Annotated in this window: 16 protein-coding genes and 1 tRNA gene; 7 read left to right on the forward strand and 10 right to left on the reverse strand. The window is 70.9% G+C overall.

Features of this window, described 5'->3' with window-relative positions:
• Positions 1–5: 5 nt before the first annotated feature.
• Positions 6–1445, forward strand: coding sequence for an LLM class flavin-dependent oxidoreductase (locus ACWKZU_RS08395; RefSeq protein WP_449281869.1), 1440 nt, complete (start codon positions 6–8; stop codon positions 1443–1445).
• Between the two features lie 52 nt (positions 1446–1497).
• On the opposite strand, the gene ACWKZU_RS08400 is transcribed toward ACWKZU_RS08395, so the two are convergent.
• Entirely contained in the window at positions 1498–2868 is a 1371-nt protein-coding gene (locus tag ACWKZU_RS08400) for a PucR family transcriptional regulator (protein ID WP_449281870.1), read from the reverse strand.
• Positions 2869–2995: 127 nt separating this feature from the next.
• Between ACWKZU_RS08400 and ACWKZU_RS08405 the strand changes: the two genes are divergently transcribed.
• Genes ACWKZU_RS08405 through ACWKZU_RS08425 form a run of 5 tightly spaced genes read left to right on the forward strand, consistent with a single transcriptional unit; the run spans position 2996 to position 7873 of the window.
• Positions 2996–4507: an APC family permease gene (locus tag ACWKZU_RS08405; protein WP_449281871.1), complete on the forward strand. Its 1512-nt coding sequence runs from the start codon at positions 2996–2998 to the stop codon at positions 4505–4507.
• The gene (locus ACWKZU_RS08410) at positions 4504–5196 is read left to right on the forward strand and encodes an SDR family NAD(P)-dependent oxidoreductase (RefSeq protein ID WP_449281872.1); all 693 of its coding nucleotides are present in this window, start codon (positions 4504–4506) and stop codon (positions 5194–5196) included. The genes ACWKZU_RS08405 and ACWKZU_RS08410 overlap by 4 nt, the downstream gene beginning before the upstream one ends.
• The gene (locus ACWKZU_RS08415) at positions 5196–5984 is read left to right on the forward strand and encodes an SDR family NAD(P)-dependent oxidoreductase (RefSeq protein ID WP_449281873.1); all 789 of its coding nucleotides are present in this window, start codon (positions 5196–5198) and stop codon (positions 5982–5984) included. Before ACWKZU_RS08410 ends, ACWKZU_RS08415 begins: the two co-directional genes overlap by 1 nt.
• A gap of 39 nt (positions 5985–6023) precedes the next feature.
• Complete coding sequence (speB, locus tag ACWKZU_RS08420) at positions 6024–6977, forward strand: agmatinase (protein ID WP_449281874.1); 954 nt, start codon at positions 6024–6026, stop codon at positions 6975–6977.
• On the forward strand, positions 6974–7873 hold the full coding sequence (locus ACWKZU_RS08425) for a polysaccharide deacetylase family protein (RefSeq protein ID WP_449281875.1): 900 nt from the start codon (positions 6974–6976) through the stop codon (positions 7871–7873). The genes speB and ACWKZU_RS08425 overlap by 4 nt, the downstream gene beginning before the upstream one ends.
• A 52-nt stretch (positions 7874–7925) precedes the next feature.
• On the opposite strand, the gene ACWKZU_RS08430 is transcribed toward ACWKZU_RS08425, so the two are convergent.
• The 7 genes from ACWKZU_RS08430 to ACWKZU_RS08460 all read right to left on the reverse strand — a co-directional run bounded on the left by ACWKZU_RS08430 (position 7926) and on the right by ACWKZU_RS08460 (position 13682).
• Positions 7926–8000: transfer RNA gene (locus ACWKZU_RS08430), tRNA-Gln, on the reverse strand.
• Between the two features lie 147 nt (positions 8001–8147).
• Positions 8148–8537: a type II toxin-antitoxin system VapC family toxin gene (locus ACWKZU_RS08435; protein ID WP_449281876.1), complete on the reverse strand. Its 390-nt coding sequence runs from the start codon at positions 8535–8537 to the stop codon at positions 8148–8150.
• Complete coding sequence (locus ACWKZU_RS08440) at positions 8534–8764, reverse strand: type II toxin-antitoxin system Phd/YefM family antitoxin (RefSeq protein ID WP_449281877.1); 231 nt, start codon at positions 8762–8764, stop codon at positions 8534–8536. Before ACWKZU_RS08440 ends, ACWKZU_RS08435 begins: the two co-directional genes overlap by 4 nt.
• 58 nt (positions 8765–8822) lie before the next feature.
• On the reverse strand, positions 8823–9296 hold the full coding sequence (locus tag ACWKZU_RS08445) for a hypothetical protein (RefSeq protein WP_449281878.1): 474 nt from the start codon (positions 9294–9296) through the stop codon (positions 8823–8825).
• 143 nt (positions 9297–9439) lie between these two features.
• On the reverse strand, positions 9440–10369 hold the full coding sequence (locus tag ACWKZU_RS08450) for a universal stress protein (RefSeq protein ID WP_449281879.1): 930 nt from the start codon (positions 10367–10369) through the stop codon (positions 9440–9442).
• The gene (locus tag ACWKZU_RS08455; RefSeq protein ID WP_449281880.1) at positions 10366–11931 is read right to left on the reverse strand and encodes an amino acid permease; all 1566 of its coding nucleotides are present in this window, start codon (positions 11929–11931) and stop codon (positions 10366–10368) included. Before ACWKZU_RS08455 ends, ACWKZU_RS08450 begins: the two co-directional genes overlap by 4 nt.
• Positions 11932–12035: 104 nt before the next feature.
• The gene (locus tag ACWKZU_RS08460; RefSeq protein WP_449281881.1) at positions 12036–13682 is read right to left on the reverse strand and encodes an aminotransferase class I/II-fold pyridoxal phosphate-dependent enzyme; all 1647 of its coding nucleotides are present in this window, start codon (positions 13680–13682) and stop codon (positions 12036–12038) included.
• A gap of 122 nt (positions 13683–13804) precedes the next feature.
• On the opposite strand from ACWKZU_RS08460, the gene ACWKZU_RS08465 reads away from it, so the two are divergent.
• The gene (locus tag ACWKZU_RS08465; protein ID WP_449281882.1) at positions 13805–14725 is read left to right on the forward strand and encodes a LysR family transcriptional regulator; all 921 of its coding nucleotides are present in this window, start codon (positions 13805–13807) and stop codon (positions 14723–14725) included.
• 40 nt (positions 14726–14765) lie between these two features.
• Here ACWKZU_RS08465 and ACWKZU_RS08470 read toward each other — a convergent pair whose 3' ends face one another.
• On the reverse strand, positions 14766–15734 hold the full coding sequence (locus tag ACWKZU_RS08470) for a Ppx/GppA phosphatase family protein (RefSeq protein WP_449281883.1): 969 nt from the start codon (positions 15732–15734) through the stop codon (positions 14766–14768).
• Between the two features lie 55 nt (positions 15735–15789).
• Positions 15790–16497, reverse strand: a complete 708-nt coding sequence (gene deoC, locus ACWKZU_RS08475) for a deoxyribose-phosphate aldolase (RefSeq protein WP_449281884.1) — start codon at positions 16495–16497, stop codon at positions 15790–15792.
• Positions 16498–16525 lie beyond the last annotated feature (28 nt).

A 16525-nucleotide genomic window follows, 5' to 3' on the forward strand; every position in this document is an offset into this window, starting at 1 on the left:
CACCCGTGCCAGCAGCATCGCAGCGCAAGCAGATCAGACTCAACGCCTTCGACATGAACTGCGTGGCGCATCAGAGCTCCGGGCTCTGGCGCCACCCCGACGATCAGGCGTGGCGCTACAAGGACATCGAGTACTGGACCCACCTGGCGCGCGTCGCCGAGCGCGGACTGTTCGACAGCATCTTCATCGCCGACGTGCTCGGCACCTACGACGTCTTCGGCGGCAACGACATCGCCGCCATCCGCAACGGTGCGCAGGTGCCCGTGAACGATCCCGTGCAGCTGGCGGCGGTGATGGCGGCCGTCACCGAGCACGTGGGCTTCGGGATCACCGCCGGAACCGCCTTCGAGCACCCGGTGCCGTTCGCGCGGCGGCTCTCGACGCTCGACCACCTCACGAAGGGACGCGTGGGCTGGAACGTGGTGACCGGGTACCTGCCGTCGGCCGCCCGCAACCTGGGGCAGGACGACCAGCTCGAGCACGACCAGCGCTACGACCACGCCGACGAGTATCTCGAGGTGGTCTACAAGCTGCTCGAGGGCTCGTGGGAGGACGACGCCGTGGTGCGGGATCGCGAGCGCGGTGTGTTCGCCGAGCCCGACAAGGTGCACCACATCGGCCACCACGGCACGCACTTCAAGGTGCCGGGGATCCATCTCTCCGAGCCCTCACCGCAGCGCACTCCCCTGGTGTTCCAGGCGGGGGCGTCGCCCCGCGGGATCCGCTTCGCCGCGCGGCACGCCGAGGCGATCTTCATCGCGTCGCCCACGAACGCGGTCGCCAGGAAGAGCGTCGACGCGATCCGCGCCGCGCTCGTCGAAGCCGGCCGCTCGCCCGACGCGGCCAAGATCTACCTGCTCCTCACGATCATCGTCGACGAGACCGACGAGCTCGCGCAGGCCAAGCACGAGGAGTACCTGTCGTACGTCAGCCCCGAGGGGGCGCTCACCTTCCTGTCGGGGTGGATGGGCATCGACCTGTCGAAGTACGACCTCGACGAGCCGCTCGGCAATGTGGAGAGCAACGCGATCCAGTCGACGGTCGCCGCCTTCCAGGCCGACAACCCCGACGGCCGCGCGTGGACCGTGCGCGACATGGTCGAGCGCAACGGCATCGCCGGCCTCGGTGCCACGATCGTGGGCTCGCCGTCCACGGTCGCCGACGAGATGGAGCGGATCGTCGCCGAGACCGGCATCGACGGCTTCAACCTCGCCTACGCGGTCACGCCGGGCACCTTCGAAGACGTGGTCGAGCACGTGGTGCCCGAGCTGCAGCGGCGCGGCGTCTACCACACGGAGTACGCGCCCGGCACGCTGCGCAACAAGCTCTTCGGCGAGGGCGATCGTCTGCCCCAGGACCACCGCGGCGCCCTCTACCGCGTCGGCGCACCGCTCTCCACGGTCGACGACTCGATCCGGGACGACGCCCTGGTGACGGCGCGCTGATCTCGCGGGGCGGCCCGCCGGAACGGGCGCGCACCTCCCCCGTCGCGACGGCTCATCGCTCGCGGCTGAGCGGCCTGATCAGCCGATGCTGCACGGCTTTCCGCCGTTCGAGCGCCCACAGCGCGATCCGCAGATCGACGAGATCGGACGGGGAGAGCGGATCTCGTCCGCTGAGCTCCCGGATGCGTTTCATCCGGTGCCGCACCGTGTTGACGTGCACGTACAGCCGGTCCGCCGTGACCTGGAGGTGCCGGTCTGCGGCGATGAATGTCCGGAGGGTGGTCAGGAGCTCTCCCCGGCCCTGCTCCTCGGCCTGCAGGATCGGTGCGATGAGCTGCTCGATGAACGGGTTCAGCTGTTCGGCCGGTTGCTGCTCGAGAAGCGCCTCCAGGGTGACGAGCTGCTCGGGTCCGGCCACGCCCCCGCGGCTTCTCGCGAGGCGCAACGCGGATCGCGCTTCGCTGAGTGCTCGTCGCAGCCCGGCGAGATCGACGATCGAGCTGTACCCGCACACCAGCCCCAGATCGCGAAACGACTCCTCGAGCCCCGGCTCCGAGATGAGGACCACCTCGTGGGGAGTCACCCCGATCAGTCCGATCGCCCCGCGCCGGCTCAGCGCCCCTTCGCTCCCGCTCGGCCAGCAGGACACTCCGAGCCGTTCGCGCTCCAGCCCGTGCGCTTCGATCTCGGGCAGAATCGCCGCCGGAAGCGCCAGCCCGCCCGCGATCAGATCGATCAGCTGTCCGAGGCGCTGCTGCTGATCGGATGCCTCTCGCGCATGTTCCAAGCCGGTGAACTCGATGACGCTCTGCAGCTGCTGCAGGAACTCGTTCGTCGCGCCGCCCGGTTCCCCTGCCCACTCGATCCCGCGTTCCGGGGCCGTCACGCGTGTCAGGCTGCCGCCGAGCACCTGCTCGGCCTCTTCCAGGAGCGCGGTCTCGCCGGCTCCCTCCCTGGCCATCGTCAGCAACCGGGAGATCAGTGCGGTCTCCCTGCGCCGCGTCTCGCTCTCGATCTGGGTGCGGCGCTCCAGCACGACATCGTTCACCGCGAGGAACGGGACGCCGTGGTCGAGCAGGAGCAGCGGCATCTCGGCGCGCTCGCAGGCTCGCACGAGTTCTCCGGGCGGTTCGAGATGCACCTCGCCCAGCCCGAGCGCGATCCCCGAGACGCCTGCGTCCGCGAGCGCGGCGACGAACACCTCCGCGGAGCCGGGCCGCACCAGGGCGCTTCCGAGTGTGCAGACGAGTTCATGTCGGCGCAGGTGGGGCCGGGGATCGAGCTGTTCGGTGGCGTGCACCCAGGACACCGGGCGTTCCGACGCGCCGGGCCGTAGGACCACCGCCGTGATGACCAGCGACGCATCCGCGACCAGATCGCCGATCGTCACGAGCGCCCCGGCATCCTCCTGAGTCGAGATCATACGGGCATTGTAGCTTCCTCCAGCGGATCGACGATCTCATGGAGGTCTCTCCCGCGTTTCCGCACCCATGTGCTGGAGAAGTGGATAATGAGTGCGTTCGCCCCTGTCCTGGCCAAAGGAGACCATCTTGACTACGAGCACTGCTCGCCCCGCGGCGGGCGCACACACGCTGCGCAGAGAGTTCAGCTTCGGGGCCGCGTTCGCCTTCGCGTTCGCGTTCATCTCCCCGATCGTCGCACTCTACGGCATCTTCGGCCTGGCCATCGCGACCGCAGGCCCGTCGTTCTGGTGGGGGTTCCTCATCGTCTTCGCCGGCCAGTTCCTCGTCGCCCTGGTGTTCGCCATGCTGGTGTCGAAGTGGCCTCTCGAGGGGTCGATCTACCAGTGGGCCAACCGCCTGCTCGGCGCTGGATTCGGCTGGTTCGCGGGCTGGTTCTACATCTGGACGCTGGTGATCGCCATGGCCACGGTGGCGCTGGGCGCCGCCGGCTTCATCGCGAACATCATCGGCATGCACGGCGCCAGCGGCACGCAGATCGCCCTGATCGCGTTCATCGTGCTCGTGATCGGCACCGTGATCAACCTCTCGGGACGCGGGATCCTCAAGGGCTTCATGATCGCGAGCATCGTCGCCGAGATCATCGGTTCGATCGGGCTGGGCATCTGGTTGCTCATCGCGCATCGGGAGCACGATCTCTCGATCCTCTTCGACGGCGGGGCCAGCATCGGCGCCGCCGACGGATTCTTCTCGCTCGGCGGCCCGTTCCTCCTCGCCGTGGTGTTCATCGGGTTCTCCTTCGTCGGCTTCGAGAGCGCCGGATCGATCGCCGAGGAGGTCCACGAGCCGCGTCGCAATCTGCCGAAGGCGGTGCTGTTCTCGATCAGCTTCATCGCCGCGGTCGTCATGTTCTCGAGCCTCGCGATCATCCTGGCAACGCCGGAGAACGCCACCGAACTCCCCGACTACGACGTGGATCCGGTCTACGCCGTGCTCACCGCGCAGCTGGGCTCGCACCTCGCGATCCCCATTCAGGCGCTCTTCGCCATCGGCTTCGTCGCGAGCTTCCTCGCCCTCCAGACCTCCGCCTCGCGCCTCATCTGGGCGAAGGCGCGAGACCGGGCGCTGCCCTTCTCGAACGCGCTGTCGCGCCTCAGCCGCACCCAGCGCCAGCCCGTGGGTCCGATCCTCATCACGACGGCGATCGGCACCGCGCTCTTCCTGCTGAGCAACGTCGCCGAGAACCTCTATACGATGATGGTGAACTTCACGTCCGGAGGCTTCTACCTCAGCTTCCTGTTCCCCGTCCTCGCGTTCGCCGTCGCCGTGGTGCGCAGGCGCTGGCGCCCCGGCCCGTTCTCGATCGGCCGCTGGACCGGGATCGTCGCGATCGCCGCGCTCGTGTGGGTGGTGCTCGAACTGGTGAACATCGCGTGGCCGCGCGCGATCAACGGCAACCCCTGGCTCGACTGGTCGGTGATCGTCGGGGCGGCGGCACTCGCGGTCGTGGGTGCCGCGATCTACGCCCGGGTGCGCGGCCGGATCGAGAACGTCGAGACATCGGCGGTCATGCTCGACGCCGAGGCCGCCGCCGGTACCGGCACCGCCGCCGGGGCGCGAGATCTCGAGGGCCGCCGATGAGCCGGGTCGCCATCGTGACGGGCGCCGCAGGCGGTATGGGCTCCGCGATCTCGCGGCGACTCCGCGACGCGGGCTGGCGGGTCGCCGGCCTGGACCGGGTCGCCGCCGAGCACGTCGACGTCGCGCTGCAGCTCGACGTGTCGGAGCACCTCGACGTGGCGACGGCCGTCGCCACGATCGAGCGCGAGCTGGGGCCGGTCGACGCGCTGGTGAGCGCCGCCGGGCACTACGAGAGCGTCCCGTTCTCCGAGATCGCCGACGAGCAGGCCGAGCGAATGCTCCGCGTGCACCTGGGCGGATTCTTCGCGGGATCCCGCGCCGTACTGCCCGGGATGATCGAGCGCGGCACCGGAGCGATCGTCGCCGTCGCGAGCGAACTGGCGGTCGGAGGCGGTGCGCGGGACTCGCACTACGCGGCCGCCAAGGGCGCGGTGCTCGGCGCGATGAGGAGCCTCGCGATCGAGGTCGCCCCCGCAGGGATCCGGGTGAACGCCGTCGCGCCCGGACCGACGAACACGCCGATGCTCGCACCGGATTCTCCCTGGCGCGACCCGGAGTACCTCGCAACTCTGCCCGCGCGAGCGCTCGCGGAGCCCGACGAGGTGGCGCTGTGCGTGGAGTTCCTGCTCGATGCCGCCGGGTTCGTCACCGGCGAGACCATCCACCCGAACTCCGGGGCGGTGATCTGATGGCTCCCCTCTCCGCGTCCAAGTCCTCCCTCCTGCGCGGGGCGAGCGCCCTGGTCACGGGTGCCGCCGGCGGCCTCGGTGCGGCGCAGGTGTCGGCCCTCGCATCGGCGGGAGCCAGCGTGCTCGCGCACGCACGATCGCACGGCCCGACGCTGCAGGCCGTCCTGGACGCGACGGGCGCGAGCGGCCTCGTGAAGGATCTGGGCACGCCCGAGGCATGCCGCGAGCTGATCGGGGACGCGGTGGCCGCGAACGGCCGACTCGACGTGCTCGTGGCGAATCACGCCACCATGACCATGGCACCGCTCGTCGACGCCGACCCCGCGGACTGGTGGCGGGTCGCGCACACGAACCTGCTCGGCACCTTCGCCCTGGTCCAGGAGGCCGTCCGCGTCATGCGCGCGCAGGGCGACGGCGGCCGGATCATCGTCATCTCGAGCGAGTGGGGGGTGATCGGATGGCCCGAGGCCACCGCGTATGCGGCGTCGAAGGCCGGCCTCATCGCGCTCGTCAAATGCCTCGGGCACGAGCTCGCCCCGGAGGGCATCGTCGTCAACGCGATCGCCCCGGGAGTGATCGACACGCCCCAGCTGAACGTGGACGCCGACGCGGCGGGGATCCCGCTCGCGCAGATGCACGAGCACTACGCGCGGGGCATCCCGCTCGGCCGCATCGGCCGCCCCGACGAGGTCGCCGCAGCGGTGCGGTTCCTCGCCGACCCCGGGCTCCGCACGGTGGTCGGCCAGACCCTGCAGGTGAACGGCGGATCGACCCGCGGCCGGGTCTGACCCGGATCCAGACACGACGAGAGAACAGGAACCCCATCCATGACCGATCCCGCCCCCGTCCCCCCGATCGACGGCCAGGTCTCGCCGCGCTACGCGGGCTTCACGACCTTCGCCAGGCTGCCCCGGATCGGAGACGTTCCGCGGCACGACGTCGCGGTCGTCGGAGTACCGTTCGACACCGGGGTCACCTTCCGGCCGGGCGCCCGATTCGGCCCGGGCGCCATCCGCGAGGCCTCCCGGTTGCTCCGGCCCTACAACCCGGCACTCGACGTCGCCCCCTTCGAATCGGTGCAGGTCGTGGACGCGGGCGATGTCGACTGCAACCCGTTCGATATCGCCACGGCGCTCCGCGAGATCGAGGCCGGGGTTGCGGCGCTGGCCGAGGGAGGCCGCCCGGTCGTGGTGCTGGGCGGAGACCACACCATCGCACTCGCCTCGCTCCGCGCACTGCACCGGGAGCACGGGCCGATGGCGCTCGTGCACTTCGACGCGCACCTCGACACCTGGGGGCCGTACTTCAACACGCCGGTCACGCACGGCACCCCGTTCCGGGTGGCCATCGAGGAGGGACTGCTGCTCAAGGAGCACTCCGCGCACGTGGGGATCCGCGGTTCGCTCTACAGCGCGGAGGACCTCACCGACGATGCCGAACTCGGCTTCACCATCGTGCACGCGCGCGAGTTCCACACGACGCCGTTCACCGAGATCATCGAGCGCATCAGCAGGCGGGTCGGCGACGCCCCGCTCTACATCTCCATCGACATCGACGTGCTGGATCCCGCCCACGCCCCGGGCACCGGAACACCGGAGGCCGGAGGGCTGACCAGCCGGGAACTCCTCGAGCTGCTCCGGGGCCTGCGCGACAAGCGCCTGGTCGGGGCGGACGTGGTCGAGGTGGCTCCGGCCTACGACCACGCCAGCATCACGGCGGTTGCCGCCTCGCACTGCGCCTACGACCTCGTGTCCATCATGAGCGGGCGGGTCTCGAGATGAATCGGCCGACCGGAGATCCCGCGTCGCAATACCGGTTCGAGTGGCCGGGCGGGGCCCGATGCGCGGCTTCGTTCTCGTTCGACGTCGACGGCGAGTCGGCTGCTCTCGCGGCCGACCCGTCCACCGCGCAGAGCATGAGCGTCATGACCCACCAGGCCTACGGTCCGCGCGTCGGAGTCCGGCGCATCCTCGGCATCCTCGACCGGCTGGGGGTTCGCAGCACCTTCTTCGTCCCCGGGCTGACCGCGGAGCTGCACCCGGGGACGGTGCGCGATATCGCGTCCGCGGGCCACGAGATCGCGCATCACGGTTACCATCACCGCAAGCCGGCGGGCCTCGGTCTCGCCGAACAGGCGGAGCAGCTCGACCGCGGCACGGAGGTGCTCGAGCGGCTCATCGGCGAACGTCCCCTGGGGTATCGGGCTCCCATGTGGGATCTCTCCTGGGACATGCCCCGGCTTCTCGCCGAACGCGGCTTCCTCTACGATTCGAGTCTCATGGACGACGATTTCCCCTACCTGCTCTCCCCGAGCAGAGATCGCAGTCGGGACGGCGGATCGATCGTGGAGATCCCCATCCAGTGGGCGCTCGACGACTGGGAGCAGTACTGCTACCTTCCCGACGTCACCGAGCTCGGGCCGATCCAGACACCGGCCCACGCCGTGGAGCTCTGGCGCAGCGAGCTCGAAGGGATGCGCGAGTACGGCGGATGCTGGGTGCTCACCAACCATCCGTTCCTCTCGGGGCGCCCCGGACGGGCGATGGCCCTGAGCCGTTTCATCGCGGAGGTCGCCGATATGCGGGATGTGTGGCTGGCTTCGCTCTCCGACATCGCGAGGCATACCCGAGAACAGGGCGTACCGTCGCGCAGCATGCCGAGCATCGAGGCCGGATAGCGAGGCTGCGCTCCAGGAACGCGAAAACCCCGGCCTGAGCCGGGGTTTTCTGTGGCTGGGATACCAGGACTCGAACCTAGAATGACGGTACCAGAAACCGTAGTGTTGCCAATTACACCATATCCCAAGGCGGAAATCCGACCTCCGGGGAGATCAGCACCGAGAGATAACTTTACCCGATTCCTGCGCGGAACTCAAAACGCCCCGCCCGGCGGGTCCGGTGACCGACGCACGCCACGGGGTGGGCCATCGGTAGCCGCATGAGCCCGAGCAGTCACCATCGAACCGCCACTCCGGGGAGCTCGGAGAAGACCCGGTCGTGGGTGATCAGCGTCATCGACTCGACCATCGCCTGGGCGGCGAGCATCCGATCGAACGGATCCCGATGCTCCCAGCCGAGGCCACCGGCCAGCAGCGCGTGGTCCTCCGCCACCGGCATCCGCTCGGCGCCCAATCGATCGAGGTGCCTGGAGTAGGCGCCGACCAGCACGTCGGCCTGCGGAAGCTTGCCCAGCCGCCGCTTCGTCGCGATCTCCCACGCCGAGACCGCCGACACGACGAGCGGCGACGCGCGAGCGGCGATGAGCTCACGTGCCTCGGGTCCGAGCCGAACCGGGTCGGTGAGCGCCCACAGCAGCGCGTGGGTGTCGAGCAGGTACTTCACGCCTCGCCCTCCCAGACCTCGAGTTCGCTCTCCGGCAGGGGATCCGAGAAGCTGTCGGGCACGGAGTAGGCGACGAATCCGAGGTCCCGCTCTGCACGCGGCTCGAACGGGACCAGCTTCGCCACGGGCTCGGATCCCCGGGCGATGACCACTTCCTCCCCCTGCTCGACGGCGGCGAGCAGGGCTGAGAGATGCGTCTTCGCGTACTGCACCTTCACTGTCCTCATCCCACCAGGCTACGGAGACGGTCAAGCTTGGTCAATCGCTGTTGGTCTCGGTGCTCGTCTACGCGTAATCATCGGGGGTCAGCTGCCGGATCCCCGTGTCGTGGAGGACGAACTGGGCGCGCAGCGGGGCCAGGATCCCGTCATCCGAGAGGGCGCCGACTCCCCCGGCCTCCCCCGCGACGGCCCGGGCCCATTCCCGGTCGTCGTCGGTGAAGCGGTCCGTCCCGCACCGCTCCCAGACGAGGACGAACTCGCGGGCATCCACCAGCCCGCACACGATGCGGGCGCGGTGCACGAGCACCCGGGCGAAGGGCACCACCCCGAGGTCGCTCGTCTCGCAGGGCTCGTGAGGCGACTCCGGGTGATCGTCCATCGGCATGATGGGTTCGGCGAGTCGGCGCTCGTGATCGACGAGCATCAGCCAGAGCTGGCGGTGGGTCGCCCGCTCCAGCACGAGACCGAGCTGATCCTGCAGATCGGCGTCGGTGGCGAGGATGCGGTCGGGGTCGATGCGGGTGTCTGAAGCGGTCATGCGATCCAGCATGCGGGGTCGGCGGGCGTCGCGGCGGCCGGGAGTGCGATCTGTGGAGAAGTTGCCTGGAAGGAGATGGAGCGGGGTGTTGTGAGCGAAGGGCGGCGCGGGGCGGGCGGCGGGACGGGCCCGCCCCACGGCGCTCAGCCGGCGAGCGGGGCCTGCGCCGCGTACTCCTCGGTCGCGCGCCGCGGCACCACGACCACGGGCACCGGAGAGTGCCGCATGATCTTCACGGCGTGGGAGCCCAACGAGATCCGCGCCAGCGGCCCGAGACTGCTCGATCCGACCAGCAGCACCTCGGCCTCCCCCCAGTCGATCGCCCGCAGCGCCTCGTGCCAGTCCGCGCCGGCGCCGACCACCACCGACACCGAGGCCGGCCGCTCCGCGAAGCGCGAGATGTCGCCGAGCAGCTCCTCGGTCTCCTCGCGGATCACCGACTCCCACTCGGCGATCACGGCGTCCTCCGCGTCGAGCCCCACGGCGGCGGAGGCGTACGCCCGCGGCCGCGCGTGGAACGACGCGATGCGGATCCCGCATCCCGCCTCGGCGGCCACGGCCGCGGCCCCCAGCACCAGGTCGCCCGAGGTCTCCGAGCCGCTGTAGGCCACGGTGATCCGCTCCAGGCGGGCCGAGGCCGGCACGGTGTACCCGCGCGGCGCCACGGCCACGGGCACGTGGGAGCCGTGCAGCAGCCCGGTCACCACCGAGCCGAGCGAGATCTCGCCGTCGGGGCCCTCGCCCTTCGCGCCCACCACGAGGCGCATCGCGTCGTGCGCCTCGCACAGCTCCAGCAGCCCGCGGCGCGCGCTCGACGCCCGGTGCACGAGGTACTCGGCCTCGAGGTCGTCGGGCACGATCCCGCGCGCTTCGTCGAGCACGGCCCGCGCCTCGGCGACCACGAACTCCTGGTACTCCCCGTCGACGGCGCCGTGCGAGCGATTCGGCGGCCACGCGGCCGAGTTGACCACGGCGACCACGAGGGGCCGGCCGTACGAGCGCGCGATCATCGCGCCGAGCTGCAGCGGCCCGCGCAGCTCGTGCCCCGGCGCGATGCCGACGACGATGCTCATCGGGAATCCCCGCGCTGCGAGGCACCGGGCTGGGAGGGATCGGATCCCGATCCCGAGCCGTCGACAGCGGAGTCCGCGAACTCGTCGCCCTCGGCCCCGTCCGGGGAGGCGCCGGCCAGGCGGTACTTGCCGGGGCCGACCAGCACGATCATGCCGGTCTTGATCTGCTCGCCGAGCACGGAGTTCTTGCGTCCGGTGAACCACCACCACACCAGCACGAGCACGGTCCAGCCGAGGAACACGAAGATGGTGATGGGGCGCAGGTCCTTGATGATCCAGAGGCAGCCGATGATCGAGAGGATCGGGACGACGGGATACAGCGGCACCCGGAACTTGCGTTCGAGATCGGGCTCGCGCCTGCGCAGCACCATGACCGCGATCGAGACCACGAGGAACGCCGCGAGGGTGCCGATCGAGGTCATCTCGGCGAGGAAGTTGATGGGCAGCACGCCCGCGAGGATCGACACCACGATGGAGACGATGACGGTGTTGGCCACCGGCGTCATCGTGCGGGGGTTGACCCGCTGGAAGATCTTGGGCGCCATGCCGTCGCGCGACATCGCGAAGAGGATGCGGGTCTGGCCGTAGAGCACCACGAGCGTGACGCTGAAGATCGAGATCACGGCGCCCGCGGCGACCACGGTGCCGGGCCAGGAGGCGCCCACGATGTTCTCGAGGATCGCCGAAAGCCCCGCCGACTGGCCCTCGAACTCCCCGGTGGCCTGCGCGCCCAGCGCGGTGAGGGCGACGAGCACGTACACGCCGGTGACGATCACGAGTGCCGAGACGAGCGCGATGGGCAGGTTGCGGCGCGGGTTCTTCGCCTCGTCGCCCGCGGTGGCGACGGCGTCGAGACCCACGAACGAGAAGAAGATGATGCCGGCGCCCGTCATCACGCCCGCGAAGCCGAAGGGCGCGAAGTCGGCGAAGTGATCCGTGTTCCAGCCGGTGATGCCGACGGCCACGAAGAAGAGCAGCACCGCGATCTTGATGAGCACCATGATCGTGTTGGCCACGACTGAGTGCGAGGTGCCGCGGATCAGGAGGAACATGCAGAGCATGATGAGGATGATGGCGGGCAGATTGACGATGCCGCCCTCCTCCGGCGCGTAGAGCAGCGCGTGCGGCAGTTCGACGCCGAAGAGGTTGTTGATGAGCTGGTTCACGTACTGCGACCAGCCGACCGCCACCGCGGCCGTCGAGACGCCGTACTCCAGCAGCAGACAGGCGGCGACGCCCATCGCGGGCAGTTCGCCGAGCGTGCTGTAGGCGTAGGAGTACGAGGATCCCGACACCGGGACGCTGCTCGCGAGCTCCGCGTAGCAGAGCACCGACAGGCCGGCGACGAGACCCGCGATCACGAACGACCAGATCACGGCGGGGCCGGCGATCGGCACGGCCTCGGAGAGGATGAAGAAGATGCCGGTGCCGATGGTGCCGCCGACGCCGATCATGGTGAGCTGGAAGAGGCCGATGCTGCGCTTCAGCTTGGTGCCGTGCTCACCCCCGTCGCGGGGTACCGGCTTCACCCGGAAGAGCTGCTGCGTGAGTGTGCTTGCCATCGGTGTTCGACTTCCTTGTCTCTGAGATCGTGGTTCTATGTTCTCATCTGCCGGGCGCGTGCCCGGGGTCCAGGGGCCGCGGGCCCGGAGCCGGCGGACCCGGGTCAGCCCGCGCGCACCACGCGGAACCGCGCGACGCCCGGGTCGATCGCGCCGCGCACGTAGCCCGTGGGCGACGCGGCGACCGCCTGCAGGAACGCGACGGTCTCGGCGGTGATCTCCTCGCCGGGGATCACGTTCGGGATGCCGGGCGGATAGGCGGCGAGCGTGTCGGCCGACACGCGCCCGACAGCCTCGGCCGCGGGCACCACCTCGGTGGCCGCGAAGAAGCCGTCGCGCGGCATCATGCGCAGCGCGCCGGGCGCGGGCAGGGCGGGGAAGGATCCCGCGGCGGCGTTCGCCTCGCGCTCGGCCTCCGCCGCCTCCGAGTCGACGGCCGCGGCCATCGCGCGGTGCACCAGCTCGAAGTCGGGCGTCTTGCCGGCGCCGATCACGGCGACGAGCGAGGTGGACGTCGACATCTCGAAGTGGATGCCGTCGACGTCGACGAGGCGCCGGCGCAGCCAGTGCCCGCTCACACCGGTGGAGGAGACGTCGATCGGCACGCGCAGCAGATCGGTGTCGACGACGTCGTCGAAGCGGCCGAAGTCGTCGCTCACCACGCGGAAGCGGGGATCCTCGCGCAGCATCTCGCGGAAGCGTCGCGCGCCGGCGACCGAGCGGCCGATCTGCTCCTCCCCCGTGGCGAGGGCGTGGCGGGCGATGTCGAGCGAGGCGCGCAGGATCGCGCTCGTCGAGGTCGACGCCGTCATCGTGAAGGCGCGCTCGATCAGGGGTTCGAGCCGGTCGGCGAAGGGACCGTGGCCGAGGTGCAGCATGGCCGACTGGGTGAGGGATCCCGCGAGCTTGTGCGTGCTCGAGATCACCAGGTCGGCGCCGAGCCGCGCGGGCGACTCGGGCAGCTCGGGATGGAAGCCGAAGTGCGGCCCCCAGGCGCCGTCCACGATGAGCGGGGCGCCGTGGGCGTGCGCGACCTCGGAGAGCCCGCGCACATCGGAGACCGAGCCGAAGTAGCTCGGGGAGATGATGTAGACGGCGGCGGCGGGGCGCCCCTCGCGCTCGGCGCGGGTCAGCGACTCGTCGAGCGCGGCGGGCGAGACGCCGTGCGCCATGCCGTGCCGCTCGTCGACCGACGGGAAGACGAAATCGGGGATGAGCCCCGCGGCCAGCACGCCGTCGCTGAAGCTCGAGTGCGCGCTGCGCTGCGAGACGATGTGCACGCCCAGGCCGCGGGCGGCGAGCGCGGCGGTGCGGTTGGCCTGAGAGGCGCCGTTGGTGAGGAACCAGCTGCGGCGAGCGCCCCACGCATCCGCCGCGAGCTCGAGCGCACGGTCGAGCGGCGAGTGCTCGCCGAGATCCACGTCGTCGATGAGCATCGGGATGTCGAGCTGCAGCGTGCGCTTCCCGAGGAAGTCGGCGAGGCGGCCGCTGAGGCCGCGATCGGTGCCGCCGTGGCCGGGCACCATGAGCTGCACCGGGCCGCGCGCCACGTAGCGGTCGAGGGCGTCGGCGTACGGGGTCTCGGCGTGCCGGCGCAGGAAGGCCTCGCGGTGGGCGCGCGCCTCCCCGGCGGCGCCTCCCGTGCGCTCCGGAGCCCTCGCCGGCGCTCCGGGCTCCCCCGTCGCGATGTCTCTCGTCACCAGGACGGCATCGATCCCGACGACGGCGTTCGTAGCTTCGGTCTGCAGCATCCCTCCATGCTGACGAGTCGAGGGCGCCGCGGGAATCCCCGAGATGTCTCAGAAGTCACATACCATGTATGTGACGCTGTGGATCCGGCCCGCGCCGGCCAGGAGACGGGATAGGTGACGGGATGATCGACCTCCGCCAGCTCCAGGCGCTGCGAGCGGTGCACCGAGAGGGGTCCGTCACCCGCGCGGCGCGTCTGCTCGGGTGGAGCCAGCCGACGGTCGACTACCACCTGCGCAACCTCGAACGGCTCGTCGGCGCCCCGGTGCTCCATCGCACCACGCGCGGCAGCACGCTCACCCCCGTCGGCCACCTGCTGCTCGAACGGGCGCAGGAGATCCTCACCCTCGCCGACCGCACGCTGCGCGACGCGCGCGACCTCACGCGGATGGGGCAGGTGCGCCTGCGCTTCGGGACCTTCCCCACGGCGGCGGCGAAGCTGCTCCCCTCGATCGTCTCGCAGGTGAACGACCTCGGCATCGACGTCGACGCCGTGCTCGAGGAGGTGAGTCCCCTCGTCGCGCACATCAACCAGCGCGAGCTCGACGCGGCCCTCGTCTACTCCATGCCGGGCTACGAGCTCCCGTTCCGCCCCGACATCGTGGCCACCGAGGTGCTGCGGGATCCGCTCATGCTCGCCCTGCCCGAGGACCACCCGCTCGCAGCGCGCTCCACCATCGATCTCGAGTCCCTCCTCGGCCTGCACGACGAGCGCTGGCTGCTCGCCACCTCGCGCAACGACCCCATGGACGAGATCGTCGTCGGCGCCTTCGCCCGGGCCGGGCACACCCTCGACGTGACGATCCGCACCGACGACTTCCAGGTGATGCTCGGCATCGTCGCCGCGCACATGGCAATCAGCTTCATGCCGAAGCTCGCGAGCGGGCCGGTGCACCCGGGCGTCGCGCTGCGCCCGATCGAGGATCCGGCGTTCGTCCGCTCGGTGCTGCTGGTCGCGCCGGCAGACGGGCCCGGACGGCGGCCCTCGACCGCCGTGCGACAGCTGGCGGCCGTGATCGAGCACGCCGTCGACGCGCTCGAGTGATCCCGCGGCGGCATCGCCGAGGCGCGCGCCGTCCGGACACTCACCCCGCGGCGCCCTCCTCGCGCACCGGATCCGCGCCGCGGCCGTCGAGGGCATCGATGTAGCGCAGCACGATGCCCTCGCGCAGCGCCCACGGCGAGATCGTGAGCGTGTCGACCTCGAACACCTTCATCGCGGTGCGCAGCACCACAGCGCCCGCCATGATCTGGTAGCCGCGCTCCGGGGTGATGCCCGGCAGGTACTCGCGCACCGATCCCGGCATGTCGCGCAGCGTCGGCTCCCACTCGCGCAGGCCCACGTAGTGCAGCTGCGCCAGGTCCCCCGTCACCGGATCGGCGGGTCCGCCGACGAGCCGCGCGAGCGAGCGGATCGTCTTCGAGGTGCCCACCACGCGCTTGGGCCGGGGCCGATCGGCGAAGATCTCGTCGCGCACCCGGGTGAACTCGGCGCGCGCGTGCGCGCGCAGGAGGGACACCGCCTCGCGGGTGGGCGGGTCCTCGGGCAGATAGTTGATGGTGGTGCGCCCGGCGCCGAGCGGCAGGGACACCTGCACGTCGGGGTACTCGTCGGCGCCCTGGGCGATTTCGAACGAACCGCCGCCGATGTCGAAGAGCAGGATCTCACCCGCCGACCAGCCGAGCCAGCGGCGCACCGCGAGCATCGTGATCCGCGCCTCGTCCTCGCCCGAGAGCACCCGCAGCGTCACCCCGGTCTCGCGGGTGATGCGCGCGAGCACCTCCTCGCCGTTCGCAGCCTCGCGGATCGCGCTCGTGGCGGTGGCGATCATGTCGTCCACGCCGATCTCGCGCACCGTCTCCGCCGACTCGCGGATCGCCTCGACGATGCGCTGCACGCCCTCCTCCACGATGGCGCCGTCGGCATCGAGGTAGCGCATCAGCCGCAGCACCGAGCGCTGCGAGTGGTACGGCACGGGGCTCGCCCCGGGGTGGGCGTCGACCACCAGCAGATGGACGGTGTTGGATCCGACGTCGATCACTCCGAGGCGCATGGGGAGATTCTAGCCGGGCGGCGTCTCCCTGCGCGGTCGCGGCGCGAGCCCTCGCTCAGTACCCGGCGACGGGGCCGGGGTCCGCGGCGGGCGCCTCCCAGCCCTCGAGGATCGCCGCGGTGCCCGACACCCCGAAGCGCGTCGCGCCGGCCGCCCGCAGCTCGCGCACCGCGGCCGCGGTGCGGATCCCGCCCGACGCCTTCACGCCCAGCCGTCCGCCGACCGTCTGGGCCATGAGGCGCACCGCGTGCACGCTCGCGCCGCCCGCGGGATCGAAGCCCGTCGAGGTCTTCACGAAATCGGCTCCAGCCGCCTCGGCCGCCCGGCACGCCTCCACGATCCGCTCGTCGCTCAGCGCGGCCGACTCGATGATCACCTTGAGCACGCGGCCCGGGCAGGCCGCCCGCACGGCGCGGATCTCGGCCTCGACGCCGGCCCGGTCTCCGGCGCGCACGAGCCCGCGATCCAGCACCATGTCGATCTCGTGCGCCCCGTCGGCGACGGCCCGCGCCGCCTCCGCTGCCTTGACCTCGGCGCGGTGCGAGCCGCTCGGGAAGCCCACCACCGTCACCGCCTCGAGCCCGCCGAGCGCGTGCGCCGCCACCGGCAGCAGCGACGGGCTGACGCACACCCGCGCGACGCCCAGCGCCTGCGCGTCGGCGAGGAACGCCTCCAACTCGGCGCGCGTCGTGCCGGGCGCGAGCAGCGTGTGATCGGCGATGGACAGGAACTGCGACGGCGAGAGCGGGGAGTCGAGGGTCATGCGGTCCAGGCTAGCCACTTCCCAGGCC

The sequence above is a fragment of the Leucobacter sp. genome (genome assembly GCF_053528595.1).